Here is a 25,686-nt window from a genome sequence, read left to right as displayed (position 1 = left end):
GCACTGCCCGTCACAGGTCAAAGCCTATCTGCGTTCACCTGCAAACATTTGCGAAAATTTCACGTCCGTTGCCGCCGCGTCACGGCGGTGGTAGCCTTCTTGGGACTTTGGGGAAAAGAATGAACCAGACGCACGCCAACAAGATCACCATCACCGTGCTCGGACCGTTTCAGGTCCGGGACAGCGAAGGTTTGGTCGTGCCGCTCAAGGGGGCCAAGAACCAGGCGCTTTTGGCCATGCTGGCGCTTAGCCCGGACATGGCCCGCCCGCGCCGCTGGCTGGAGGATAAGTTGTGGTCGACTTTCGGCCCCGAACAGGCCAGCGCGAACCTGCGTCAGGCGCTGTCGAAACTGCGCAGCGCGCTGGGGGCCTCATCAGACATTCTGCGGGCCGACCGCAGCAGCGTCTCTTTCGACCCCCGCGCCGTGACCGTCGATCTGCTTGAAGAAGTGGTGCCCGAGGATGACCGGGTCGAGCTGTTGCAAGGCATCGACGTGCGCGATCCCGAATTCGAGGACTGGCTGCGGCAGGAACGCGCGGCCCTGCAATCCAAGCTGACCAAGGCCAGCCCATCGGACAGCCGCGGCATCCTGATCAACTGCCGTGCCCTGACCGAGGGGCCGGGCCGCGAACGGATGCTTGGCGAGGTGCTGTCCAACCAGATCGGCGAGAACATTGCCGAACAGGTCCGCGCCTGGCGGCAGTCCGAAGGCGACGGCCCGCTGCCGGAAAGCGCCCCGATCAGTGACGTTCAGGTCAGCACCCAGTTGATCCAGAACGGCGAGGGCGGGCATGCTTTGTTCATCAAGGCAACGCACCAGCCCAGCGCCCGCATCCTGTATTCCAAGCTGCAACAGCTTGACCGGCTGGAGGACATCCTGTCGGCCGAAATCGCGGTATCGCGCACCGTCTTTGAGGCGGCCGACCAGATCATTGGCAAGCTGCCGCATGTGCTGGACAAGGACCGGCCGGAGACACGCTCTACCGCTTTGTCGCGGCTGGGTCTCTACCGCATGTTTTCCTTCGAAAAGGACGCGCTGCGCGAGGCTTATGGCCTGATGGATCAGGCGTTCAAGCGCGATCAGAACGGCATCTACCTTGCCTGGGCCAGCATGATCCGCCTGACCCAGATGATCGAAATGGCCGAAGCCGATCAAAAACCGCTGCTGGATGAGGCCGTCGAATTGCATTACCGGGCGATGGAACTTGCGCCCGACAACGTGCTGGTTCATGCCATCGTCTCCAAGGTGCGCGGCACCGCGCTGGGGGACACGGCGGGGGTTCTGGATCTTGCCCAGAATGCGGTCGACCGAAATCCGGCCAGTGCCTTTGCGTGGAAATCCCTGTCGGAGGCATTGATCCTGTCGGGCGATCTGGAGGGCGCTTTCAACGCCTCGGCACGGGCCTGTCTGATCGCGCGGACGTCACCTTTCAAACATTTCTGGGACACCGGGCATTGCATTGTCGCCGTTGCCTGCAACCGTCCGCAAGAAGCAATAGAGGCGGGCGAGGCGGCGGTCAGATCGGCCCCCCTGTCACGGCCCGCCCATCGGCACCTGCTGGCGCTTTACGCCCTCGAAGGTCAGTTGGACAAGGCGCAGGCGGTGGCCGAAAAACTGGCCAAGATCGAACCGGGCTTTTCCCTTGACCGGCTGGTCAACGATGACAGCTACCCGGTCCGGACCCTGCGCAACAAGGGCATGCTGGAGCCGATCAGAGCCCTGCTTTGATCGACGCATCCGCGGGTTTCTCCCTCGTTTTTCGTGCTCTCGCAGCCCCCCAAAGGCCGCCCCAAGACGAACCGCATTAGGGCAAAACTGCGGCGACAAAGTGTGATTATGTCCCAACCCGCAACAATTTTGCGCGTCTTTTCCAAAAATGCGACCTACTGCGGCCCCATTTATCCAGTCTAAAGCACCTGCGCAGAACGCCATGATTTGAGGCAGAACGAGGCGACGCCGTAGAAAATGGCACCCGCTTCGGAATAAGGTGGGTATCGCTGAGATGGCGACATATTCAGTTACGAGTTTCAATTGGAATTCCGCGTCCTTCTGGAACGGCATCTCGCAAAACCGGGCCGGTCACACGCTGGATTTCTCCAGCCTTGGATCGGGATACTCGGTCAATTACAACACCGTCGCCGGCGTGCTGCAAATCTCCAACGGGTCCACGACATATACTGTCGGTGACAGGTTCTTTTCCGGCACCAGCGATGCGGATCTGGGCGGCAGAACACAATTCGAATTTTTCACCACCGTGCGCCTGCCCGATGGATCGGATTTCTACACCGGCAGCGACCGCAGCGAAAACATTGATCTGGGCGGTGGCAGCGATACGATTTTCACCTCTGGCGGAACCGACACCGTCACCGGCATTGACGGCGATGATTTCGTCAACCTTGGCGATGGTGACGAAAGCGTCACCGCGACAGGTGGCAACAATACGATCCTCGGTGGCGACGGCAACGACACGTTAAGCTCGGATTTCGGGTCTGACGAGCTGCTGGGCGGCGCAGGCGCGGACGTGATCGACGCCCTTGGCGGCGACAACACGATTGACGGAGGCACGGGCGCGGACAGCATCACCGCAGGTGCAGGGGCGGACGTGATCACCGGCGGGTCCGGGCAGGACACCATCGACGGCGGTGGCGGCAACGACACGATTTTTGGCGACAGTGTTGATCTGGGCGTCAGCGCCGGTACGCTGTCCTCCTTCGATTTCGACACGATCAGCGAAACCGGCGATACGGGCACCGGCGTCGTCGGGTCTTATGCCGTCTACGACAACATCGGCACAACCGATGAGGGCGTGGTGGTACAGGCCCGCCTGACCGTGCTCGACGCCGACGATCCGAACATCCAGATCGAATTCAATACCAACTCGGTCTACATCAACCGCGATGGCGCGTCGGACGCGGGCACCGGCGTCACGCTGGGGTTCGAGTTCTTCGATCAGGCGACCGGTGAGCCGATCAAGATCACCGGCTCTTTCACCTTTCAGGACATCGACACCACCGCCGAAAGCGTCACAGCCCAGACCGCCGATGTTGTCAGCCTTGGCCTGGCCTCTGCGCCGACCACCAACCTGAACGCCACCGACACCGGTGAGGAACTGGGCGCGCAGTCCGATGGCACCAGTTCCGGCAACGCGGACGAAAACCACTGGGCGCAGTTCGCCTATGTCGATCAGCAGCAACTGGTGTTCGAGGTCACCTCGCGCGGGGCGGGCACCAACTATGCCTTTTCGACCACCGATTTTTCCAACCCGCCCACGGTGATCACCGCCAATCCCGAAAGCCAGAACGATCTGATCGACGGCGGCGCGGGTGATGATGTCATCGACGGCATGGCGGGCAACGACACCATCGACGGCGGGGCCGACAACGATACCCTTCTGGGTGGGGACGGCAACGACTCTGTCCTTGGCGGTTCCGGCGACGACTCGCTCGATGGCGGCGCGGGGCAGGATACGCTGGACGGTGGCAGCGGCGATGACTACCTAGACGGCGGGGCCGAAGGCGACCTGATGCGCGGCGGCGATGGGGCCGACACGCTGAACGCGGTGACTGGCGCAGACACCGTTTTCGGCGACGCAGACGACGACCGGATACTGCTCGAAGGCTCTGACTTCGACAGGGTGGTGACCGGCGGTGAGACTGTCACCACCGGCACCGATTTCGACGTGCTCGACTTTTCCAACGAAAGCGACGCGGGCGACACCATCTCTGTGACCTTCAGCGGCGACGAGGCGGGCACCGTCTCGATCCGCGGTCAGACGGTCACCTTTTCCGAGATCGAGGGGATCGAGGCGACACAGGGCAACGACCAGATCGATGCCACGGCGAACACAACCGGCGTCTATCTGGACGGCAATGCCGGTGACGACACCCTGCACTATGGCCAAGGCTCCAGCACCGTTTTCGGCGGCGACGGCAATGACCTGATCGACGATCAGGCCGGCGCACAGCATGCCGGCGATGACTATCTGGACGGCGGCGCGGGATCGGACATGATTTACGCGGGCCAGGGCAACGACACGGTCTTTGGCGGCGCAGACAACGACACGATCTATGGCGAAGGCGGTGCCGACGAACTGGATGGCGGCAGCGGCGACGACTACATCGTCGGCGCGGGCGACGCCGAAACCATCACCGGCGGCACCGGCAGCGACACGATCCTCTCTGGCGGCGGGGCGGATGTCCTGTCCGGTGGCGCGGATAGCGATCTGTTTGTGCTCGACGATGGATTTGGCAGCGACACCATCACTGGCGGCGAGGCGGGCACCGACGCCGACACCATCGACATGCAGGCCGTGGCGAGCGGTGTCACGGTCGATATGTCGGGCTCCGATCCCGAGGCAGGCACAATTTCGGACGGCACCGACACGCTGCGCTATTCCGAGATCGAAACGATCCATCTGGGCACCGGCCGCGACACGGTGATCCTTGGCGGTGGCGACAGCCAGTCGATTACGGGTTTCGACACAACGGATTCCGGCGACGGCACAACGCGGGATCAACTCGACGTCTCCGGGATGCTGGACGGTTCCGGCAATCCGGTCTCGACCGAGGATGTGGCCGTTTCGGACACCAACGGCGACGGCAGCGGCGACGCCATCCTGACCTTTCCGGACGGCACCTCGCTGACCCTGATCGGCGTGCCCACTTCTGCCGTTGCCACCCCGGCCCAGCTAGAGGCGATCGGCGTCCCTGCGGCGGTATCGGACGATTTCATCGTTTCGGGCACCGCCGGGGATGACACCATCAACACAGGCTACACCGGCGACCCCGACGGCGACCGGATTGACAACTCCGACTACCCGGTGAACTCCAACGACGACATCGTGCAGGCAGGCGCGGGCGACGATGTAATCGACGCGGGGGCCGGGAACGACACGGTGTTCGGCGAAGCGGGCGATGATGAGATCTTTCTCGATGTCCAACTCGACAATGACAGCATCGTCGGCGGCGAAAGCGGCGAGACCCAAGGCGACCGGATCAACTTTTCGGCCATCTCGGATGACATCACCATCGTCTACACCGGCGCAGAAACCGGCACGCTGACCGACGGCGTCAACACCACGACCTTTGAGGAAATCGAACGGTTCCAGATGGGCACCGGCAACGACAGCGTTGTCGGCTCCGCCGGGGCGGAACATATCATCGGCAACTACGGCGATGACACGATCCTTGGCGGTGGCGGCAACGACACGATCTTTTCCGGCTTCGACAATGACAGCGTGTCCGGCGGCGACGGCGACGACAGCCTGCTGACCTCTTCAGGCGCGGACACGGTTGAGGGCGGCGCGGGCAACGACATCATCGATGTCGGCGCGGGCGACGGGGAACAGGACGTTGTGGTGCTGGCCGACGGGTCCGGCGATGACGTGATCTCCAGCTTTGAGGCTCCCACGGACCTTGGCGGCGGTGCCTTTGCCAGCCATGACCTGCTGGACGTGAGCGCATTGACCGACCTCGACGGCAACCCGGTTACGACAGGGGATGTTACCGTCACCGACACCGCAGGCGACGGCTCCGGCCACGCGATCCTGACCTTTCCCAACGGCGAATCCATCACGCTGGTGGGTGTTTCGATCACCCAAGTGCAAACACCCGATCAACTCAACGCCATGGGCATCCCGCTTAGCCCCGGCGATTTCATCGTCGAGGGAACGGCCGCGGGCGAGCTTATCGGCGCGGCCTATGCGGGCGACCCCAACGGCGATTTCGTCGACAACAGTGACGGTATCGGCGGCAGTCAGGATGACACCATCCTTGCCTATGGCGGTGACGACACCGTGCAGGCAGGCCTTGGCAACGACAGTGTTCTTGGCGGAACCGGCGACGACTCGCTGGAGGGCGCAAGCGGGTCTGACACGCTGGACGGCGGTGACGGTGCGGATGTGCTGCTGGGCGGCACCGGTGGCGACCTGCTTATCGGGGGCGCGGATGCGGACACTTTCGTGCTGGAGACCGGTTTTGGCGCGGACACCGTCGCGGGCGGTGAAACCACCACGACCGGCACGGACAACGACACGCTGGATGCCTCTGCGCTCGCTGGCCCGGTCACGGTCACCTATACCGGCGACGAGGCCGGAACGATCACCGATGGCACCGACGTGGCGGGTTTCTCGGACATCGAAACCCTGACCCTTGGCGGCGGCGACGACAGCGTCGATGGCAGCGCCGACAGCGCGGGGATGGCGGTCTTTGCCGGTGGCGGCGGCGACACTCTGACCGGCGGGTCCGGCGACGACATTCTGGATGGCGGCGCAGGAGCCGACAGCCTGACCGGCGGCGCAGGCGCGGACACTCTTTCCGGTGGCGACGGGGCCGACACGATCAACGCGGGGTCCGGCGACGTGGCAACGGGCGGCGACGGCGACGACGTGTTCAACGTCACCGCGGGCGATGTCTCTGGCGCGAACCTAAGCATCACCGGCGGAGAAACCGGCGAAGCCGGCGGCGACACGCTGAACATCACCGGACCGGCGGTCGTCACCATGACAGGGGCGGAATCCGGCACGGTCGCATGGGCGGACGGGTCCACGTTGACCTTCTCGGAAATCGAGAACGTCACCTATACGCCCTGTTTCACCCCCGGCACCATGATCAAGACCACCAGAGGTGAGGTCGACGCGGCGAAAATCGCGCGCGGCGACCGCGTGCTGACCCGCGACAACGGCTATAAGCGTGTGCTCTGGGCCGGAGCCAAATCCCTGAGCGCTGCAACGCTGGCCGCCTGCCCCGATCTGCGCCCGATCCGGATTCTGGCGGGCGCGCTGGGGCGCGGCGTGCCGGAACGCGACATGCTGGTCTCTCCCCAGCACCGGGTTGTCATGGGCGGCGCAACCGTGGAACTGCTGTTTGGCGAGGATGAGGTTCTGGTCGCGGCGAGCCACCTTGTCGGCCGCGCAGGTATCAGCCGCGTGTGCCCACACGACGGCATCACCTATGTGCATTTCATGTTCAATGCGCACGAACTGGTGATGTCGGACGGCGCATGGACCGAAAGCTTTCAGCCCGGCGACCAGTCGCTGGCAGGTCTGGACACGGCGCAGCGCAAGGAACTGTTGACCCTGTTTCCAGAACTGTCCAACGCGCCGGGCCGGGACGCCTATACCGCTGCCCGCGCCTCGTTGAAGGCGGATCAGGCGCGGATTCTGCTGGCGGCCTAGACGGAGCAGGTTTCAGGCCGCAGGCTGCGGCCCGAAACACCCGCGCCGCGCGGCACCTCAGCCCAGAGCATCCAGCAAGGCGCGTGACGGTTCACCTGTGACGGCCAGCCCTTTGGCCGCCTGATAGGCGCTGATCGCGGCCTCGGTCTTTTTGCCGAACACGCCATCGGGCGTGCCCGCGTCGAACCCGGCCCGCGTCAACCCGCGTTGCAGCGCCTTGCGCTCATCCTGGCTCAGCCCGTACTTGTCGCGACCGAAATTCCCGACCAATGGCCCAGCCCCCGCCAACCGGTCAGCCAGATAGCCCACCGCCAAGGCGTAATTCTCGGATGGGTTGTACCGCATGATCATGTTGAAGTTGTGGAACACCAGAAAGGCCGGCTTGCCCACGCCCATCGGCGCAAGGATTGCAGCCGACCCGTGATCGGGCAGCGCTCCGCCCCGCGCGGTCCGCACGCCCAGGTCCTGAAACCGCGAAACGGCGGCCCGGTTCGTGCGCCCCGTCGGCCCGGAATACCCCTGCGGCAGGCGCACCTCCAGCCCCCAAGGCGCGCCCCGTTTCCAACCGGCGCGCGACACAAAGCGCGCCGTTGTGGCAAAGGCATCAATCGGGTTTTCCGACCAGATGTCCCGCTTGCCGTCACCGTCGAAATCCACGGCGTTTTCCTGATAGGCGTTGGGGATCAATTGCGTGTGACCCATCGCCCCGGCCCAGCTGCCGACCAGTTGATCGGGGCGGGCATCGCCGGTCTGGACGATTCTCAAGGCGTCCATCAGGTTCGATTCGAAAAAGCGCCCGCGCCGCCCTTCCCACGCCAACGTCGAGGTGGCCGAGATCACCGGGATCTTGCCGCGTTTGGTGCCGAAATAACTCTCGACCCCCCAGAAAGAGGCCATGATCTGCGCCGGGACACCGTATTGCGCCTCGACCCGGTCAAGCGCGCTGCGCTGCCGCGCATAGGCTGTCCGCCCAAAGGCAACCTTTTCCTCTGGCGCGACGATGGCGATGTAATCCTCAAGCGTGCGGCGGAATTCCGTCTGGTTGCGATCACGCTCGATCACGCCGGGCAAAAAGCCCTGCCCCCGAAAGGCGCGGTCCAGCGTTCCTTGGGTGATCCCCTGTGACATGGCACGCGTTCTGAAGGCTGCAACCCACTGATCGTAGGCTGGATTCGGCTGCGGCCGCAGACCCGGCTCCAGCGCCGGATCGGGTCGCGCGACCTGCGGAAGCACGCCGCCGCCGGGCAGACACCCGGCCAGCACGATTCCCGATAGTCCCAGCGCAAAATCTCGTCTGGTCAGACGCATGTGATGTCTCCTGCCCGATGTTGCCGCCGCTACGCTAGAACGACATCGCGTTCAACCACAACCGCGCGGATTACAATGGGCGGATCACGACCAGTTCATCCAAACGATTGCGCCGACGACGGCCATCAGGATGATCGGCAGCCACCAGCGATTCCAGATCGGCGTGGGGCGGAAACAATAGCTGCACGTTTTGGTGCCATAGCGAAGATTATAGTTGCAACTGCACTTGAACGGGCGGAATTCCACGTCGCTTTCATCCTGATGTAAAATAGGTACACTGACTTGATCTTAGCATATATTCCAAGCGCTTATTGAAAAGCATAAAAAAGCATCACTTTGCGTCACCCCGGTGCAGACAGGGGGTCATCGCCCTGCCCTATTCCTCAAGCAACGACAGCGTTCCGCAGTCCGAAAGATGGACAAACGGAGCGCGATGTCCGGTGGCTGTGCCGCCTGTTCCGAACAGCAAGTGACCGGGGGTCGTCGTCGCCATGGCAAGTGCCTGAGCAAGCGGCACACCCACCTCTTGGGTCATCACGCGAACCGCCTGTGGCATCGTCAGATCGGCCCCCGCGAGTGTCCCGTCCTCCAACGTCAGCCGACCTTCTGCGCGCAGAACACGTCGCCCCCCCAGCCGAAACTCCCGCAACCCCGAGGCGAGTGTGGCCATGGCGTCCGTCACAAGGAACACCCGGCCCGGCCCACGCTTGGCTGCAACCGCAGCGCGTAGTGCCGCCGGATGCACATGCACGCCATCGGCGATGATCCCGGCCGAAACCGCCCCCGCATCCAGCGCCGCGCCGACCAGACCCGGTTCGCGGTGCCGCAGCGGGCTCATGGCGTTGAACAGATGCGTGACGCAGCGCGCCCCGGCGGAAAAGGCCACCATGGCCTTTTCATAGCTGCACTCGCTGTGCCCCAGAGAGATCAGCGCCCCGGCCCGCGCAAGCCGCGCAATCTGCGCGGGGCGCGTGTTTTCGGGGGCCACGGTCAGTTTGAGCAAAGGCAGTCTTTGTGCGGCCTGCTCCAGCAGATCCACATCGGCATCCGTCATCGGGCGAATAAGGTCCGCGTCATGCGCGCCTTTGCGCGCAACGGACAGGTGCGGGCCTTCAAGGTGCAGGCCCGCGATGCCCGGCACCCCGTCTGCAATGGCCGCCACCACCGCCTCTATCGCGGCGCGGGTGCGGGCTGGCGTGTCGGTGATCAGCGTCGGCAGAAAAGCCCGCGTGCCAGTCGAGACATGTGCCGCGGCGATCACGCGCAAACCCTCGACGCTGGTTTCGTCGTTGAACATCACGCCACCGCCGCCATTGGCCTGCAAATCCACAAAACCGGGCGTCAGAACGCCGCCTTCCATATCCACAGACGTGCCCGAAGGAGCCTCGGAGGTCGGCAGAATGGCCGCGGCCTCGCCATCCTCGACCACAAGAACCGCATCGTTATGCAGCGTGGTTCCGTCAAACACCTGCGCACCGGAATAGATGATCCGCGTCATGCCCCACGCTCCGCCGCAGTGCGCGCCATCTGCAAGGCACCGTCCAGCGCCGTGCCTGCGGCCGCGATCAGCCGTTCCTGTACCGCCGGGGGCAGCCAATCTGCATAGACCGGACCCAATCCCCCCACCAGACAGACCGGCGCGTGCCCCTCCGGGTCCAGCACATCCAGTGCCCGGCTCAGATAACCGGCCCCGTCCCGCAAGAGCGCGCTGCCGTGGGCGTCTTGCGCCGAGGCAGCAACGCGCGGTGCCAACCTTGCATAATCCACCGGTTGTGCTGTGGCCGCATAGCGCACGATGTCCATCGCCGTTCCCCCGGTTTCCTCCAGAACGGCGCGGGTCAGGGCGGAATGCTCTTGCAGCCCGTCATGACACAGCAGAACCCGTTCCAGCAGGGCCCGGCCCAGCCACGCCCCTGACGCCTGATCCGACACCTGTAGGCCCCAACCGCCGATCCGGACCAGCGTGCCACCGATCCGCCCTGCCAGAACCGACCCGGTCCCGACCGAAACCAGCACCCCGTCGCCAGCGCCCAGCGCCCCGGCGACCGCTGTCTCAAGGTCGTCGCTGACTGTGACATTGGGCAAACCGCAACCCGCCGCAATCCGCGCCGTCACTTCGCGACTCAAAGCCCCGGCCAGACCAAGGTGGCCGACAGAGCGTTTCATGGCCTCGTTGTCCAGTCCCGCGGATGTCAGCGCGGCCTGCACCGCCAGTCGTGCGTTTGCGATGGCCTGATCAAGGTCGGTGGTGGCGTTGGCTGGACCCGCGCTGCCCTGACCCAACACGCGCCCCGCAGAGGTCGCGACAACCGCCCGACAGCCAGAGCCGCCACCGTCGACCGCGATCAAAAGAGTGTCTGTATCCTGCCCCATACCCGGATCATTGGCACAGGCGCGCCGCGTGAAAAAGCCTCTATTCCCGCGGAGCATCCGCATTGGGGCAACACGCCCGGAGGGCCGATGCGGCGGACCATGGACACTGACGCGCCGCGAGGTCACGCCACCCCGGCGACCGCTCCGCCCAAAAGGCAAAGACCTTTTCCAGCGCAACAACCATGTATTTGAGCAGGATGCCCATCAGCGCGAGCGCGATCATGTTGGTGTTGATGTTGTGCTGCCCGACAACCGGCACCGCCGTCGCCCGGAGGACCGCGTTGACCCGCACCAGCAGCCGATACACCGCGTCGCGCGTCACGTGGGACAGGCCCATGTCCACAAGCACGCCAAAGATCATTGCCACGACCGAACCGACCACCGTCCGCCACAACGTCCGACACAACGTCCGCCAGCCCATCGTCAGGAACAGGTTTCCGCATTTCGCATAGGCCGACAGCAGATCAGAGGGCGTTCCGGTCAGGATCTAATCATCGATTTCGCCCTGGTCGATGCCGATACCGCCCGCGTTCCGGGCACCGCAACGGGGGCCAACAGGTTCGCATCCTGCACCGTCAATTCCGACAAATGAATGAACGTGCCTGATGCCGCTCTTTTCGGTCAGCGACGCGACCGCCGCTGGCCGTATCAAGGGCTCCGGTTCCGCGTGCGATGGTCCGGACACAGGTCCCTGAAGGCGGGAACGCCAAGTTGACCCAGCGCGCGCTCCATTTCCAGCTTCAGGATATCCATGGCCCGCTGCGCACCGGCTGGCCCTCCCGCCCCGACGCCAAAGGCAAGCGCGCGACCCGTCAGGGCAAAGCTCGCCCCCAGAACCTTGGCGCGCAGAACGTCCGCGCCGCGCCGCACGCCACTGTCGACAATAATCTCGATCCGACCACCCAGCACCTTGGCGATTTCTGGCAAGGCTTCGATTGTTGGCGGGCCAAAGGCCACCTGACGCCCCCCGTGATTGGACACCACGATCCCGTCACAGCCAATTTCGGCGCATTTGAGGGCGTCCTCGGCATGCAGGATGCCCTTGACCAACAGCTTTCCGCGCCAACGGTCGCGCAGGCGCCTTAGGTCGTCCCAAGTGAAGCCGGGCGTGATCAGTGTCTTTTGAACATCCGCGTAAGAAGTGGCGCTTTGCAAAAGGTCGGCATAATTGGCGATGTTCGGCTTGCCATGACGCAGGGTTTCCAGCGACCAGCGGGGGTTCGCGACCAGACCCAGCAAGACCTCTGGCGTGATCCGGAACGGAACCGCCAGTTGGTTGCGGATATCGCGGTCCCGTTTTCCTGCGGCGGGCACATCGGCGGTGACCAGCATGACCTTGTAGTCGGCGGCTTCGGCCCGCGCGATCAGCCCTTCGGTCACGGTGGCGTCGCTGGATACATATAGCTGGAACCAGCCATTGCCGTCAGCCGCCTCTGCCAGGTGTTCCAGCGTTGTCGAGGCGGCGGAACTGGCCACGTAGGGGATATTTTCGCGCTTGCACAGCCGCGCCAGCGTCAGGTCCGCATCGGGCCAGAAGGCATTGAGCATGCCGATGGGGGCCATGCCAAAGGGGGCGTCAAATCTCTGCCCGAGAATGGTCGCGTGCATGTCGATGTCCGAAACATCGACCATATAGCGCGGCGTCAGTTCGACCTCCTCAAAGGCGGCAGTATTGCGCCGCAGGTTGCGCTCTGATTCCGCGCCGCCATCGACAAGATCAAAGGCAAAGCGCGGGATGCGACGACGGGCCATGCGCCGCAGATCCTCGATAGAGGCCGCACGATCCAACCGCATCAGATCGACCACCCGCCATCGACGGCAAAGGCCTGCCCCGTGGTAAAGGCCGACAGATCGCCCGCGAGATAACAGACCATCCCGGCGATTTCGTCCGGCGTGCCAAAGCGCCCCATCGGCTGGCGCGCGGTAAAGGCGGCGTGCGCCTTGTCAAAATCGCCGGTCGCCGCCAGCCGCTGTTTCAGCGAGGGGCTTTCAACGGTGCCGGGGCAGATCGCGTTGCAGCGGATGCCATCCTGCACGTAGTCGGCGGCCACGGCCTTGGTCATGCCGATAATCGCGGCCTTGGACGCGCCATAGGCAAAGCGGCGCGGCGCGCCCTTCAGGCTGGATACGATAGAGGCGATGTTGACGATCGACCCCGACTTTTGCGCCAGCATGGCGGGCAGCACGGCTTTGGTCATGCGGAACATGGCCTTGGCGTTCAGGTCAAAGGACCGGTCCCAAGCCGCCTCGTCGCAGTCGAGGATAGTGCCGTCATGCACCCAGCCCGCGCAGTTCACCAGGATCTGCGGCGGAGAGATCGACGAGACAAGCGACGCCACCGCGTCGGCGTCCAAAACGTCAAGCCGATGCGCTGTGAGGCGGTCGGACCCGGCGGCGACGGCCTCGACCGCCGCGCCGTCGATGTCGGTGGCGATGACGGAGGCGCCAAGCCGGGCCAGCGCCTTTGCCGAGGCGCGCCCGATGCCATTGCCCGCAGCGGTGACAAGGGCGGTTTTTCCGTGAAGCGTTTGTTCCATAAATCCTCTCTCAGCGTGCGAGCCAGCCGCCATCCACCGTCACGACGCTGCCATGGCAATAGCTGGCGGCGTCAGAGGCGAGGAAGACAGCGGCACCGGCGATCTCGGACGGTTCGGCAAAACGTCCCGCAGGGATGCGATCCAACAACGCCTTTGAACGGTCCGGGTCGTCACGCAGCGCCTGTGTATTGTCGGTTGCGGTGTAGCCGGGGGCGACGGCGTTGACGTTCACGCCGTGCGGCGCCCATTCGTTGCACAGCGCCCGAGTCAGCCCAAGCACCGCATGTTTGCTGGCCGCATAGGCAGGCACGCGCAGCCCGCCCTGGCTGCTCAGCACAGAGGCGACAATCACAATCTTGCCCGCCCCCCGCGCCACCATGTGCCGTCCGGCGGCCTGCGACAGCAGCCAGACGGAATCCAGGTTTACCGACAGCACGCGCCGCCAGTCGTCCAGCGGCATATCGACGGATTCCTCGCGGTGGATGATCCCGGCGTTGTTGACAAGGATATCGAGCCCGCCAAGAGCGTCTTTGGCAAAGTCCGTCACCTCCGAGGCCGCGGGCTCATCCATCCCGGTAAAATCCGCCTGAACGGCGGCGGCGGTCCGGCCCATGCCCTCGATCTTGCGCAGCGTCTCTTCTGGCTGGTGGCTACGGTAGGTCAGTGCCACGTCGGCCCCGGCGGCGGCAAGGGCAAGGGCGATGCCCTCGCCGATGCCCGTCGCCCCGCCGGTGACCAGCGCCTTGCGCCCTGTCAGGTCAAACGGGTTGCCCATGGTCAATACCGGTTTGCGATGGGCAGGTCTTCGGCGGGGAACAGGCTGATGACCTCACAGCCGGTTTCCGTCACCACAACCTCTTCTTCGATCCGCGCCGCCGAATAGCCGTCGGCTGCGGGGCAATAGGTCTCCAGCGCAAAGACCATACCGGTCTGGATCTCCATCGGGTGATCAAGGCTGACAGCGCGGGAAATGATCGGGCGTTCATGCAGCGCCAGCCCCAGACCATGGCCGAATTGCAGACCAAAGGCCGAGTCTTCGTCCGGAAAGCCGAACTCTTCGGCCTTGGGCCAGACCTCAGCCACCTTGTCCGTACTGACGCCCGGTTTGATCATCGCAATCGAGGCGTCAATCCACTCGCGCGCCTTGACGTAGGCATCGTTCTGCGCGGGCGTTGCCCGTCCGATGTTGAACGTCCGGTAATAGCAGGTCCGATAGCCCTGATAACTTTGCAGGATATCAAAGAACGCCTGATCGCCGGGGCGGAAATACCGGTCTGTGAAGTTGTGCGGATGCGGGTTGCAGCGCTCGCCGGAGATGGCGTTGATCGCCTCAACGTCGTCCGACCCCATCTCGTACAGCATCTTGTTCGACAGCGCGACGATGTCGTTCTCGCGCACGCCGGGTTTCAGCTCTTCATAGATCATGTGGTAGACGCCATCGACCATGCTGGCCGCCTGAGTCAGCAACTGGATCTCGTCCCAGTTCTTGATCTCGCGCGCCGCCAGCATGATCTGCTGGCCGTCGACGACGTTCAGGCCCTCTTCCTGCAAGGCGTGGAACATCGCGGTTTCGGCATAGTCGACGCCGACCGGCATGTTTGCCATTCCGGCATCGCGGATCAGGCCCGCGATCTGACGCGCGTATTTCTTCATCAGGCCGAATTCCGGCGGGATGGTGCCGCGCATTCCGACAACGCCGGCAAGGCAATGTTCGGGTTCCAGCCAGTCCGAGAATTTCTTGTGGTGCATCGCCGCCGAGCCGAAGTCCCAGACGTAGGGGGAATCGTCACCGGTCAGCAGACAAAAGCGGCACATCTTGTCCCGCTCCCATTCGCCGATCTTGGTCGCCGAGACATAGCGGATATTGTTCACATCAAAGAGCAACAGCGTACCGGCATGTGAATTCTTCAGCGCCTGCCGGGTCCGGGCAAGACGATAACGGCGCAGCCGGTCGTGATCGATCCGCCGTTCGAAATCCACCGAGGTATGGCCCCAGGCGGGAATCCGACCCTCCCAGCGCCAGTTCGGTTCAAGATCCTGCGGGGTCAGCAGGTTGGGCATCAGGGCACGTGACATGACATTCTCCTTCGGGGGCACAAGCGCACACCCCGTCATTTGATTGAAAATTTCGAAAATTCAGTCGGTTACTGGATGCACCAGCCGCCGTCGACATGGATCATCTGACCAGTCATGTAGTCGCTGTCGCCACTGGCAAGGAAAGACGCAGTGCCGACTATGTCCTTGGGATACGACACCCGCTTGATTTGCAGCGCGTCGCGGACGATGTCGTCATAGGCTTGCCCCTCACGCTCTTTGAAACCGATATCCACCAGATCCTTGTCCAGTTGCTCCCAGAGCGGTGTCACCACCACGCCGGGCGCATAGCCGTTGACGGTGATGTTGTGTTCGGCCAGCCCGATTGCACCGCAATGGGTCAGCGCAAGGCAGCCGTATTTCGAGGTGCAGTAGACGGTCACATCCACCAGCGGCTTGCGCGAGGCGATGCTGCCCACATTGATCAGCTTGTAGGGATGATCCGCCATCGGCCCTTGGGCAATCATCTGGCGGGCGGTTTCCTGCATGCCCAGCCACATCGCCTTGGTGTTGACGTTCATGATCATGTCCCAGTTGTCTTCATCGATATCCATGAAGAAACGGGGTTTGTTGAGCCCGGCGTTGAAGACAGCCACGTTGATCGATCCAAATGCCTCGACCGTCGCGGCGACGGCGGCGGCGTTGTCGGCGCGTTTGGTCACATCCATCCGGACCGCAACCGCCTTGCCGTTTCCGGCCGCGTTGATCTTGTCCGCCATGTCTTGCGCGGCGGTCTCGTCGAGATCGCCAAGGCACACGTTACCGCCCTGTGCGGCAAAAGCCTCGGCATTGGCCGCGCCCATGCCACGGGCCGCCCCCGTGATCAGGATATTCTTGCCTTTCAGGCGGTTGGGGTCCATGGGTCTCTCCTCCTCGGATCATGGTGTTTCGGATCGTTCAAGCAGCGCCTCGGCCCTTGTCTGGGCGCGCCGCAGCGCCTCTCGCGGGGGGATCAGCCCGCGCAGCATGTCGTGGAATTCCTCACCGCAGATCTGGATGATCCCGGTGATCTCCGGCACCGGCGGGCGCGGCCAGAATTGCAGCTCATCGCGCCAGGACATGGCGTCGACCGCCTCAAAGATCGGCGAGGCACGCCGCACCTCGGCGTCTGCGGCAACGGAGTAACGTGGATTGGTGCGGCTGCCGTTCTGAACGAACAGTTTCTGCGCCTCGGGACTTGTGAACACCCGCAATGCTTCTGTCGCTGCGGGCAGACGGTCCGGCGCGATATTGGCCGGGATGCCCATCACGTACCCGCCCACGGGGGCGACGTTTCCGGCTCCCGGTCCGTGCGGATGCGGCAGATAGCCGGTTTGCCCAAAGGCGGCCGACGTCGGGTCGAGCTCAAAGTAGGGGGCGAGAAGCGTATAGCCATATGCCATGGCAATCTTGCCCGCCGCGTAGGGGCGGACGCGTTCATACCATGACATCGACAGGATGTCGGGGGGCGAATAGCGCAGCAATTCCAGCAGGTACTCCGCGGCCAACAGCCCCTTATCGGTGTCGATCGTGATGCGATACGCCCCCCCGGCCAGCCCATCGGTGTCAAAGCCACCCGCGACCTCCGGCAGATCCAGTACCGGTTGGCCAAAATCCGCGAGCGTCATCAGAAAGGTATGGCCCAGCGCCGTGCCGCGTGCCGCATTCCACGCGATCCCGTAGCGGCCTTTTTGCGGGTCATGCATGTACCGCGCCGCGTCCAGCAACTGATCGGTGGTGGCAGGCGGTTCCAGTCCTGCCTTGGCAAAGAGGTCGCGGCGGTAAAACAGCAGTTCCGGCGTGGTCTGCGCGGGCACGCCGTAGGGCCGCCCCGCCCAATGCGCCGCTTTCCATCCGGCGGTGTGAAAATCCGCCGGATCCAGCCTGTCGATCTGCATTGCCTCGTCCAGTGGCATCAGCACGCCTTTGGCGGCGAACTCCCCGACCCACGGCAGGTCCAGCGCGATAATGTCGTATCGGCTGGCCTTGCGTTCGGCATTGCGCAGCGCCTCTTCGCGCAGCCGGTCGATGGAAAAGGCGCGCTGATGGATTTGCGTGCCAATCACCTGCTCGAACTGACGCTTGAGGTTTTCCATCACCATGAAGGTCGGATCGCCGTGCGCCAGCACGCGGATACCGCCAGCCACCTTCAACGGCTCCGGCAACACCTGGATCGGTTGGATTGACCGCGCGGACATGTAGGAACCGCCGAAATAATAGTCGCGGCCCTCGTCCGTCGCCGACTCTGTGCCAAAATAGGTTTCGGTCAGCCGTCGGATCCGGCCCGATGTCCGCGCCCATTGATCCAGCAGTTTTTCACTCGGATGCATGGAAAAGCTCTTGCCCGACTTGGTGCGCGGGCGCTGGTCGATCAGCCCGGCCTTGACCATCTCCTTCAAGCGCCGGTTGGCGGTGGCATAGGGCACGTTCGACGCGGCGATCAGCGATGTCGGGGTTGTGATCTTGGCCTCCAGGTGGCCCCTGATGACATGCAGAGCCATCCTGAAGACCGGGTTCGGCGCATTCAGTTCGATCGTATCGTCAAGCTCATTTGCGCAGTCTTCGAGATATTCAAGGATCTGCAACATCTCGCCCGTTGCCAATTGGGCCTGCATCCTCTCGTCGGTATGTGCACCCATGGCATTCATTTGTCGCTGCTGAGCCTTTCGTGTTTCCTGCGGCGCGGACACCCCAGAACTGTTCATTTCGGATGATCCGGCGTCGCCCATCTCGATACCTCCACACGATGTTCAATTTGCGGGGAGCAATGTACCGTCGATTTGTCCAGAATGGACTCTCGAATGTTCAAATCGGATATTTTAGGTAAGTTTCCGAACAGCCAAAAGCAGCACATTCAGTGACAGTCGTCCGGCACGCCGGATGATGATTCCCCTAGGAGGTGGGGGGATTGGACATCTTTGTGACAATCCGGGAGGAGACCCATATGAAACTTCGTACCGTTCTCGCCGCGACTGCGGCAACGGTTGCGCTGACCGGCGCGGCCGTGGCTGAAAGCCACGCAAGCTACAAGATCGGCATCACGCAGAACAACGTCGGCGTCGACAGCTATCAGACAACCTATGAAAAGGCATTCATTGCTGCCGCCGAGGCCAACCCGAACGTCGAGGTCGTGGTGCTGGACGGCGGCGGCGACGTCGCCCGCCAGATCGCCCAGATGGAAGACCTGATCCAACAAGAAGTCGACGCCATCATCATCTGGCCGACAAATGGCGAGGCAGTGATCCCCGCCGTGCGCAAGGCCCACAAGGCCGGTATCCCGGTCGTCGTGACCAACTCCAACATTGCTGACGCAGGGTTCGATTTCGTGGCGTCCTTCTCGGGGCCGGACAACATCACCCAAGGCCTGCGCTCGGCCGAGATCATGTGTGACAAGTTCAAGGAAATGGGCATCGAAAACGAGGCCAAGGTTGTGCACATCACCGGCCAGCCCGGCTACACCACCGCCATTGAGCGCGCAAAAGGCTTTGACGACCGCCTGCCCGAGGTGTGCCCGAACGTGACCATCCTCGACACCCAGCCCGGCGATTGGAACCGGGAAAAGTCGCAGAAAGTCATGGAAGCTTTCCTTGTCAAATATGACGACATCGACGGTGTCTATGCGGGCGACGACAACATGGGGGTCGGCGCGCTGAACGCCGCCAAGGCTGCCGGACGCGATGGCATCATCTTTGTCGGCGCGACCAACTTTGCGGTTGGATACGAGGCGATGGAACGGGGCGAATACTGGGGGTCGATCTATCAGTCGCCCGTCGATGACGCCGAGGCCGCGCTCAAGACCGCGCTCGACGTGCTGAATGGCGAGGACGTGCCGTTCCTGAACTACTTCGACACGCCGAAGATCACCCAGGACAACATGGGTGACTACACCAAGCCGGTCTTCTGAATGACCGTTCTGCGCGGGGGGCCTGTTCGGTCGCCCGCGCATCCCGTTCAAGTACAATTCAGTCGAAGGGGGACGCGGCATGGGACGTGTTTCTGATCGCGTCTGCATCGTGACGGGCGCAGCGCAGGGCATTGGCCGCGCCATCGGCGAGGCGCTTCTGGACGAAGGGGCGCGGGTCTGTTTCGCGGACATCAACGGCGCAAAGGTCGGCGAAGTGGCCGAGGCCAACCGCACCCGCCTGAACGGGCGCGGCGGGGCCGTCAGTTCGGCGCAGGTGGACGTCACCGACCGCGCGCAGGTGCGGGCGATGATCGCGCAAACCGCAGAGACCTTCGGAAGGGTCGACGTGATGTTCAACAACGCCGGTGTGAACAAGCCGATGAACTTTATGGACGTGACCGAAGAAAACTGGAATTTCATCATGGGCGTCAACGGTCTGGGCTGCATGATCGGCATGCAGGAGGCGGCCCGCCAGATGATCACACAGGATCGCGGAGACGACGGCCTGCGCGGTAAGATCGTCAACACCGCCTCTGTCGCCAGCCGACAGGGTTTTGACAATGTCGCGCCCTACTGCGCGTCAAAATTCGCCGTCGTGTCGCTCACGCAGTCGGGCGCACGCGATTTGGCCAAGCATGACATCACCGTTACGGGTTTCGCCCCCGGTGTCGTCGCAACCGAGATGTGGGAACAGGTTGATCAGGACCTGATGAATATCGGTGCCGCCAACCGTCCGGGACAGGCGATGGAGGAATTTTCCGCCGAGATCCTGCGCGGCCGGGTGGCCGGACCGGGCGACATCACCGGAACGACGACATTCCTCGCGTCCCGAGACAGCGACTACATGACCGGTCAGATCGTCATGATCGACGGGGGGATGACTCTGGTCTGAAAGAGCGGTCTGTACGGACCGGAGCGGTTTGCCGACGCACGGCCAAAACCTAGGTCGAAGCCAAAGCCAGAGCCAATGACCGGGTCGGGCAGATCGGATCGCCAAAACATCACGGGACGCCAGCGACCTTAGGGAGGGGAACATGGCAACACTCACCAAACAACAAATCGGGAGCGTCCTTGCGAAACAGGGCATCCTGATCGCCTTTGCGGTGTTCATCATCGCCTTCACCCTTGCCAACCCAAGGTTCCTTGCGCTGGACAACGTGTCCAGCGTGATCCGGTCCTCGGCGATCCTCGGGGTGATGGCGCTGGGGGTGACCTTTGTGGTGATCAGCGGCAACCTCGATCTGTCCGTCGGCTCGATGATGTCCTTCTCCACGATTGTCGTGCTTGACCTGCACGACAAGATCGGCCCGACGCTGGCGATCCCGGCGATGTTCGCGATGACATTGGCGCTGGGGGCGCTGATCGGGTTCCTCGTCGGGTATCTGAAGCTGAATTCGCTGATCGTAACGCTGGGGATGCTGTCGGCGATCCACGGGCTGACCCTGACATACTCAGGCGGTCAGAACATGGATATCGCGGACAAGGAAGGCACATGGTTCAGCGTATTCGGACAGGGCACGGCGCTTGGCATTCCGGTGCCGATCCTCATCTTCGGGGCGCTTGCGGCCGTGCTGGGGGTCACTCTGTCGAAGACGCCCTTTGGTCGCAAGGTCTATGCGGTGGGCGGCAACGGCGTGGCGGCGACATTCTCCGGCATACGGCGGGCGCGCACGGTGTTCACCTGCTACCTGATCTCGTCCGGCTGCGTGGCCACCGCCGGAGTGATTCAGGCCAGCCGGTCACTTGGGTCGCAGAACACCGTCGGCCAGGGACTGGAACTGGAGGTGCTGGCCGCCGTGATCCTTGGAGGGGCCTCGCTGATGGGCGGGTCCGGCACAATCTTCAAGACCGTCATCGGCGTCCTGATCCTTGGCTTTATCCAGAACGGCTTGCTGCTGGTCGGGCTGCAATTCTACGTCCAGTTCATCGTGACATGGATCATCATCATCCTGGCTGTCTGGCTCGACATTGCGGCCAAGCGCGGCAGGCTCTGGTCACCGATCGCCTGAAGGGGAGAGACAATCATGCAACCGGGAGCATTGTCCAAAGCGCTGAAAAGCGGCGCGATCTGGGGCTTCATCGTGCTGGAACTGATCTTTTTCAGCATCGCGGGCGAATTCCTGTCGCTTTCCGACAAAGCGTTCATGGATTTCGAAAACATGCTGTTGCTGCTCAAGCAGTCGGCCCCGATCGGGATCATCGCCATGGGCATGACGCTGGTGATGGTCAACGGCAACATCGACCTCAGCGTCGGGGCCACCTTTGCAATCGCGGCGATTGTCCTGCTCGACAGCATGACATGGCCGATCTTCGCGGGCCTTGGTGACTGGGTGATCCCGGTGGCATGGCTGCTGGCGCTGATCTCTGGCGTGCTGCTTGGGGCGCTGAACGGGCTGATCGTGTGGAAGACCGGCGTCGACGCCTTTATCGTCACGCTGGGCTCGATGCTGGGCTTTCGTGGCATTGTGTTCATGTTCAACGGAGAAAACCCGACAAGCCATCTGAACTGGACATTGGTGGATTTCGCCGAGGCGCAGTTTCTGGGGCTGCACACCGCCACGTGGTTCCTGCTGGGTACGGTGCTGGCGGTCTGGTTCCTGATGGCGCGGACGGTACACGGACGCAACGCCTACGCCATTGGCGACAACCGTGAGGCAGCGGTGAACGCGGGCATCCGGGTCGGTCCGCACATGATGATCAACTTTGCGATCATCGGCTTTCTCGCGGCGCTGTCGGCGGTGGTCTTTTATTCCGAAAGCGGCTCGGTCAATCCCAACGACGGACAACTGTATGAGCTGTGGGTGATCACCGCCGTGGTGCTTGGCGGCACCAAGATCACCGGCGGCGCAGGCAACGTGATCGGCACCTTTGGCGGCGTCATCGCGATCCAGCTGCTGCGCAAGGGGCTGGGCCACATCGGCGCGGATACATCGACGGTGAACCTTGTGATCGGTCTGATCCTGATCGCGGTGCTGATCCTCGATCGCCAGTTGAACGCCAAGGGCAAAGAGGAGTTGAAGGTATGAGCGATCCGGTCCTGCGTCTGGAAAACATCGTCAAGACATTCCCCGGCGTGCGCGCCCTTGACGGGGTCTCCTTCTCGGTCATGCCCGGAGAGGTGCACGCGCTCATGGGGGAAAACGGTGCCGGGAAATCCACCCTGATGAAGGTCTTGGGCGGCATCCATCAACCGACCGAGGGCGACATCTATATGGGGGACGAAAAGGTCGTCATGGCCGGTCCGCTAGAGGCCAAGGCAAAGGGGATCGTGTTCATCCATCAGGAACTCAGCCTTGCCGAAGAACTCAGCGTTGCCGAGAACATCTACCTTGGAGAACTGCCGCGCAAAGGCTTTGGCCGGGTCGACTGGGCCAAGCTGGCCGAACAGAGCAACGCAATCCTGAAAAAGCTGAATGTCGGCTTCGATTCCAAGACCCGCGTGGGCGATCTGTCCATCGCCAATCAGCAGATGGTGGAAATCGCACGCGCCCTCACGGTAGACGCCAAGGCGGTGATCTTTGACGAACCGACCGCCTCGCTGACGGATGCGGAAAAGGTCGTGTTGTTCGACGTGATCGCCGACCTGAAGGCGGATGGCGTCGGGATCATCTATATCTCGCACCGCATGGAAGAGATCTTCAAGATCACCGACCGCATCTCGATCCTGCGGGACGGACAGTATCAGGGCACCGTCGCCACCGCGCAGACCAACGAAGAGGCGGTCACGCAGATGATGATCGGCCGCAAGCTGGATCTCAGCCGCAACGCGTCGCACCACGACCTTGGGGATGTGGCCCTTGAGGTCCGTGGCCTCAGTTGTGGCCGACTCTATGAGGATGTCAGCTTTGAGGTCCGTCGCGGCGAGGTACTGGGATTCTACGGTCTGGTCGGCGCGGGCCGCACAGAGATCGCCGAGACGCTGTTTGGCCTGCGCGATCCCTCCGCCGGGCAGATCCTGCTGGATGGGCAAGAGGTGCGCATTCACTCGCCGGTGGAGGCCATCGCGCGCGGCATCTCTCTGGTGCCCGAGGACCGCAAAGGGCAGGGTTTGGTGCTGGGCATGAACTGCCGGGACAATATGACCCTGCCACAGGTGGACGGCCTCAAGGCTGGACCCTTCGTCGCCGAGGGTTCCGAGGTGGCGATTTTCGATCAATACCGTGACCGGCTGGACATTCGCACGCCGGGCTGGAAACAACTGGTCGGCAATCTGTCGGGCGGCAACCAGCAGAAAATCGTCATCGGCAAGTGGCTGTCGATGCATCCCAGCGTCCTGATCGTGGACGAACCGACGCGCGGGATCGACGTGGGCAGCAAGTCAGAAATCCACAAGCTTTTGCGGGAACTGGCGGCGCAGGGCTATGCAGTGATGGTCATCAGTTCCGAAATGCCCGAGGTTCTGCACGTCTCCGACCGGATTGTCGCCATGTATTCGGGCCGGATCATGCGCACGTTCACCTCTGACGAAGTGACGGAAGACAGCCTCATTCAGGCAATCTCCGGCCTTGGCGGCGATCGGGCGGCGTGATTCCCCTGCCAATTGCCGTCGACGCCCCCAATCCTGAACTGGAGACCTGATGAAACTTTTGCGCCATGGCGCACCCGGTGCCGAAAAGCCGGGCCTTCTCGACGCCGATGGGCGGGTACGCGATCTGTCGGGGATCGTGCCCGACATTGCCGGAGAGACGCTGCGCCCCGCCGGGCTGAAAGCCTTGCAGGATCTCGATCCCGCGTCCCTGCCGCTGGTGGCGGGCACCCCGCAGCAGGACCTGCGGCTGGGGGCCTGCGTGGGCGGCATCGGCAAATTTGTCTGTATCGGCCTGAACTATGCCGATCACGCCGAAGAGGCCGGAATGCCGATCCCGCCAGAGCCGATCATCTTCAACAAGTGGACCTCGGCGGTGTGCGGGCCGAACGACCCGATCCAGATCCCCCGCGACAGCGTCAAGACCGACTGGGAGGTCGAACTGGGCGTCGTGATCGGGGAACCCGGCGCCTATATCGCCGAGGCCGACGCGATGCAGCATGTGGCGGGGTTCTGCGTCGTGAACGATGTGTCAGAGCGCGACTTTCAGCTCAACCGCGCCGGGACATGGGACAAGGGAAAAGGCTGCGACACATTCGGGCCGACCGGGCCTTGGCTGGTGACACCGGACGAAGTGGCCGATGTGGACAGCCTCGAAATGTGGCTGGATGTCGATGGCGTCCGTCAGCAATCGGGCACCACCGCAACCTTGATCTTCAAGATCCCGCACCTGATCGCCTATTGCAGCCGGTTCATGAGCCTTCAGCCGGGCGACGTCATTTCGACGGGAACGCCGCCGGGCGTCGGTATGGGCCAGACGCCCCCACGCTACCTGAGTGGCGGAGAGACGGTGTCCCTCGGGATCGCGGGGCTGGGCGAACAGAAGTCGCCGGTAATCCCTTGGGGACGGTCAACGTGATGGCCGATCCCCGCAGCCCGCTGGTGGCGTTCTGTTGACAAACGGCTCTGCCAAATTCGGATCGACGTGAGGTCGATGAAATCGACCGATCATGCTCCGGCTTGCCATTTCAGGTGGCCACATCGCGGGCGACTTCCCTTGTCAAAGCATCGTCCGATCACGGTGCGTTTCCGGCAAAGGCGGCCGTCCGCGCCGAAATGTATCTTGGCCGACCTCCTCATTTGGATCACCGCAGGGCCTTCGGGCACATCCATTGCTTTCCGAAGGCTGGCAGCCCCCCAGCCTCGGCCAGCCATAAGTCCACTTGAGGACAGAGGGTTCCTTGACACCGCCAGATCGAAGCCACGGTAATCCGACGTCTGACCCGCCGCGAACTCGATCCTCGTAGGCGTGATAAATGGCCGAAATGAATGATGGTCATGCCCCACGTCCCGGACGGGTCCGCCATCGCCCGCTGTCCCGATGTGATCGTCCCAAAGGAGCAGCCGCTTCATGACAGAAAAAATTTCTTAGGGATGAACATGCCCTGCGCTTACTGGCGCCGCGGCGTTCCAACGTGTCTCGGGGGCGGCGATGTGGCGGTCTTTGCCACTCTTTCATCGCCCGTTCCGACCAACGCCATACCCTGACACGGCATGGCCCCCCCTGAACCGCCGCCCGACCCTTGGGCCTTGCCCCGCATCCGAAACGGCGCGGGGCAAGGGGGGGGTTACAGGATTGTCGCCTGGGTGGCGGCGCGCAGGTCTTGCTCGCTGACACCCTCGGCGGTCTCGACGATCTGCAAGCCGCCGTCCACCACGTCCAGCACGCCGAGGTTGGTGATGATGCGGTCGACCACGCCCTTGCCGGTCAGCGGCAGGGTGCATGCCTT

The 25,686-nt window shown here is 63.1% G+C and carries 17 protein-coding genes and 2 pseudogenes; 8 read left to right on the top strand and 11 right to left on the bottom strand.

Going from position 1 to position 25,686, the window contains the following annotated elements; translation table 11 throughout:
- Positions 1–119 precede the first annotated feature (119 nt).
- Positions 120–1,730, top strand: a complete 1,611-nt coding sequence (locus ACN0S5_RS15310; protein ID WP_417209593.1) for a transcriptional regulator — start codon at positions 120–122, stop codon at positions 1,728–1,730.
- Between the two features lie 274 nt (positions 1,731–2,004).
- Positions 2,005–7,176, top strand: coding sequence for a Hint domain-containing protein (locus ACN0S5_RS15305; RefSeq protein WP_417209591.1), 5,172 nt, complete (start codon positions 2,005–2,007; stop codon positions 7,174–7,176).
- Positions 7,177–7,233: 57 nt separating this feature from the next.
- Here the strand turns inward: ACN0S5_RS15305 and ACN0S5_RS15300 are convergent, their stop codons facing one another.
- The 10 genes and pseudogenes from ACN0S5_RS15300 to ACN0S5_RS15255 form a co-directional block, all read right to left on the bottom strand.
- Positions 7,234–8,484, bottom strand: coding sequence for a lytic murein transglycosylase (locus ACN0S5_RS15300; RefSeq protein WP_417209590.1), 1,251 nt, complete (start codon positions 8,482–8,484; stop codon positions 7,234–7,236).
- 376 nt (positions 8,485–8,860) lie between these two features.
- The gene (gene nagA, locus ACN0S5_RS15295) at positions 8,861–9,982 is read right to left on the bottom strand and encodes an N-acetylglucosamine-6-phosphate deacetylase (protein ID WP_417209589.1); all 1,122 of its coding nucleotides are present in this window, start codon (positions 9,980–9,982) and stop codon (positions 8,861–8,863) included.
- The gene (locus tag ACN0S5_RS15290; RefSeq protein ID WP_417209587.1) at positions 9,979–10,857 is read right to left on the bottom strand and encodes a BadF/BadG/BcrA/BcrD ATPase family protein; all 879 of its coding nucleotides are present in this window, start codon (positions 10,855–10,857) and stop codon (positions 9,979–9,981) included. Before ACN0S5_RS15290 ends, nagA begins: the two co-directional genes overlap by 4 nt.
- Positions 10,858–10,996: 139 nt before the next feature.
- Positions 10,997–11,329, bottom strand: a pseudogene (locus ACN0S5_RS15285) (hypothetical protein); the annotation flags it as partial.
- Positions 11,330–11,505: 176 nt separating this feature from the next.
- Positions 11,506–12,651, bottom strand: a complete 1,146-nt coding sequence (locus ACN0S5_RS15280; protein ID WP_417209586.1) for an alpha-hydroxy acid oxidase — start codon at positions 12,649–12,651, stop codon at positions 11,506–11,508.
- A complete protein-coding gene (locus ACN0S5_RS15275; RefSeq protein WP_417209584.1) occupies positions 12,651–13,394 on the bottom strand; it encodes an SDR family oxidoreductase in 744 nt (247 codons plus the stop codon). Before ACN0S5_RS15275 ends, ACN0S5_RS15280 begins: the two co-directional genes overlap by 1 nt.
- Positions 13,395–13,404: 10 nt before the next feature.
- The gene (locus tag ACN0S5_RS15270; RefSeq protein ID WP_417209583.1) at positions 13,405–14,169 is read right to left on the bottom strand and encodes a glucose 1-dehydrogenase; all 765 of its coding nucleotides are present in this window, start codon (positions 14,167–14,169) and stop codon (positions 13,405–13,407) included.
- A gap of 2 nt (positions 14,170–14,171) precedes the next feature.
- Entirely contained in the window at positions 14,172–15,470 is a 1,299-nt protein-coding gene (locus tag ACN0S5_RS15265; protein WP_417209582.1) for a M24 family metallopeptidase, read from the bottom strand.
- Between the two features lie 68 nt (positions 15,471–15,538).
- Positions 15,539–16,348, bottom strand: coding sequence for an SDR family NAD(P)-dependent oxidoreductase (locus tag ACN0S5_RS15260; protein WP_417209581.1), 810 nt, complete (start codon positions 16,346–16,348; stop codon positions 15,539–15,541).
- A gap of 18 nt (positions 16,349–16,366) precedes the next feature.
- Positions 16,367–18,115, bottom strand: a complete 1,749-nt coding sequence (locus ACN0S5_RS15255) for an extracellular solute-binding protein (protein ID WP_417209580.1) — start codon at positions 18,113–18,115, stop codon at positions 16,367–16,369.
- A gap of 296 nt (positions 18,116–18,411) precedes the next feature.
- Here ACN0S5_RS15255 and ACN0S5_RS15250 point away from each other — a divergent pair, with 296 nt between their 5' ends.
- The 6 genes from ACN0S5_RS15250 to ACN0S5_RS15225 all read left to right on the top strand — a co-directional run bounded on the left by ACN0S5_RS15250 (position 18,412) and on the right by ACN0S5_RS15225 (position 24,815).
- Entirely contained in the window at positions 18,412–19,371 is a 960-nt protein-coding gene (locus ACN0S5_RS15250; RefSeq protein WP_417209579.1) for a sugar ABC transporter substrate-binding protein, read from the top strand.
- A gap of 79 nt (positions 19,372–19,450) precedes the next feature.
- A complete protein-coding gene (locus tag ACN0S5_RS15245) occupies positions 19,451–20,263 on the top strand; it encodes an SDR family NAD(P)-dependent oxidoreductase (protein ID WP_417209578.1) in 813 nt (270 codons plus the stop codon).
- A 142-nt stretch (positions 20,264–20,405) separates the two neighbouring features.
- Complete coding sequence (locus tag ACN0S5_RS15240; RefSeq protein ID WP_417209576.1) at positions 20,406–21,380, top strand: ABC transporter permease; 975 nt, start codon at positions 20,406–20,408, stop codon at positions 21,378–21,380.
- 15 nt (positions 21,381–21,395) lie between these two features.
- Positions 21,396–22,397 carry an ABC transporter permease gene (locus ACN0S5_RS15235; RefSeq protein ID WP_417209574.1) on the top strand — a complete coding sequence of 334 codons (1,002 nt, stop codon included), beginning with the start codon at positions 21,396–21,398 and terminating at the stop codon, positions 22,395–22,397.
- Positions 22,394–23,899, top strand: a complete 1,506-nt coding sequence (locus tag ACN0S5_RS15230) for a sugar ABC transporter ATP-binding protein (protein WP_417209573.1) — start codon at positions 22,394–22,396, stop codon at positions 23,897–23,899. Before ACN0S5_RS15235 ends, ACN0S5_RS15230 begins: the two co-directional genes overlap by 4 nt.
- A 49-nt stretch (positions 23,900–23,948) precedes the next feature.
- Positions 23,949–24,815: a fumarylacetoacetate hydrolase family protein gene (locus tag ACN0S5_RS15225; protein ID WP_417209571.1), complete on the top strand. Its 867-nt coding sequence runs from the start codon at positions 23,949–23,951 to the stop codon at positions 24,813–24,815.
- Positions 24,816–25,524: 709 nt separating this feature from the next.
- On the opposite strand, the pseudogene ACN0S5_RS15220 reads toward ACN0S5_RS15225, so the two are convergent.
- Positions 25,525–25,686: pseudogene (locus ACN0S5_RS15220) on the bottom strand (succinyl-CoA--3-ketoacid-CoA transferase); the annotation flags it as partial.

Source organism: Antarctobacter sp., from assembly GCF_048262615.1.
Lineage (GTDB): Bacteria > Pseudomonadota > Alphaproteobacteria > Rhodobacterales > Rhodobacteraceae > Antarctobacter.
This window is presented reverse-complemented; position numbering and strand designations above follow the sequence as displayed.

Excerpts from the sequence above, each read along its gene's own strand:
- ACN0S5_RS15250 (WP_417209579.1), top strand. The coding sequence starts at position 18,412 with ATGAAACTTCGTACCGTTCTCGCCGCGACTGCGGCAACGGTTGCGCTG.
- ACN0S5_RS15240 (WP_417209576.1), top strand. The coding sequence starts at position 20,406 with ATGGCAACACTCACCAAACAACAAATCGGGAGCGTCCTTGCGAAACAG.
- ACN0S5_RS15300 (WP_417209590.1), bottom strand. The coding sequence starts at position 8,484 with ATGCGTCTGACCAGACGAGATTTTGCGCTGGGACTATCGGGAATCGTG.
- ACN0S5_RS15270 (WP_417209583.1), bottom strand. The coding sequence starts at position 14,169 with ATGGGCAACCCGTTTGACCTGACAGGGCGCAAGGCGCTGGTCACCGGC.
- nagA (WP_417209589.1), bottom strand. The coding sequence starts at position 9,982 with ATGACGCGGATCATCTATTCCGGTGCGCAGGTGTTTGACGGAACCACG.
- ACN0S5_RS15310 (WP_417209593.1), top strand. The coding sequence starts at position 120 with ATGAACCAGACGCACGCCAACAAGATCACCATCACCGTGCTCGGACCG.
- ACN0S5_RS15230 (WP_417209573.1), top strand. The coding sequence starts at position 22,394 with ATGAGCGATCCGGTCCTGCGTCTGGAAAACATCGTCAAGACATTCCCC.
- ACN0S5_RS15225 (WP_417209571.1), top strand. The coding sequence starts at position 23,949 with ATGAAACTTTTGCGCCATGGCGCACCCGGTGCCGAAAAGCCGGGCCTT.
- ACN0S5_RS15265 (WP_417209582.1), bottom strand. The coding sequence starts at position 15,470 with ATGTCACGTGCCCTGATGCCCAACCTGCTGACCCCGCAGGATCTTGAA.
- ACN0S5_RS15255 (WP_417209580.1), bottom strand. The coding sequence starts at position 18,115 with ATGAATGCCATGGGTGCACATACCGACGAGAGGATGCAGGCCCAATTG.
- ACN0S5_RS15235 (WP_417209574.1), top strand. The coding sequence starts at position 21,396 with ATGCAACCGGGAGCATTGTCCAAAGCGCTGAAAAGCGGCGCGATCTGG.
- ACN0S5_RS15275 (WP_417209584.1), bottom strand. The coding sequence starts at position 13,394 with ATGGAACAAACGCTTCACGGAAAAACCGCCCTTGTCACCGCTGCGGGC.
- ACN0S5_RS15305 (WP_417209591.1), top strand. The coding sequence starts at position 2,005 with ATGGCGACATATTCAGTTACGAGTTTCAATTGGAATTCCGCGTCCTTC.
- ACN0S5_RS15280 (WP_417209586.1), bottom strand. The coding sequence starts at position 12,651 with ATGCGGTTGGATCGTGCGGCCTCTATCGAGGATCTGCGGCGCATGGCC.
- ACN0S5_RS15245 (WP_417209578.1), top strand. The coding sequence starts at position 19,451 with ATGGGACGTGTTTCTGATCGCGTCTGCATCGTGACGGGCGCAGCGCAG.
- ACN0S5_RS15290 (WP_417209587.1), bottom strand. The coding sequence starts at position 10,857 with ATGGGGCAGGATACAGACACTCTTTTGATCGCGGTCGACGGTGGCGGC.
- ACN0S5_RS15260 (WP_417209581.1), bottom strand. The coding sequence starts at position 16,348 with ATGGACCCCAACCGCCTGAAAGGCAAGAATATCCTGATCACGGGGGCG.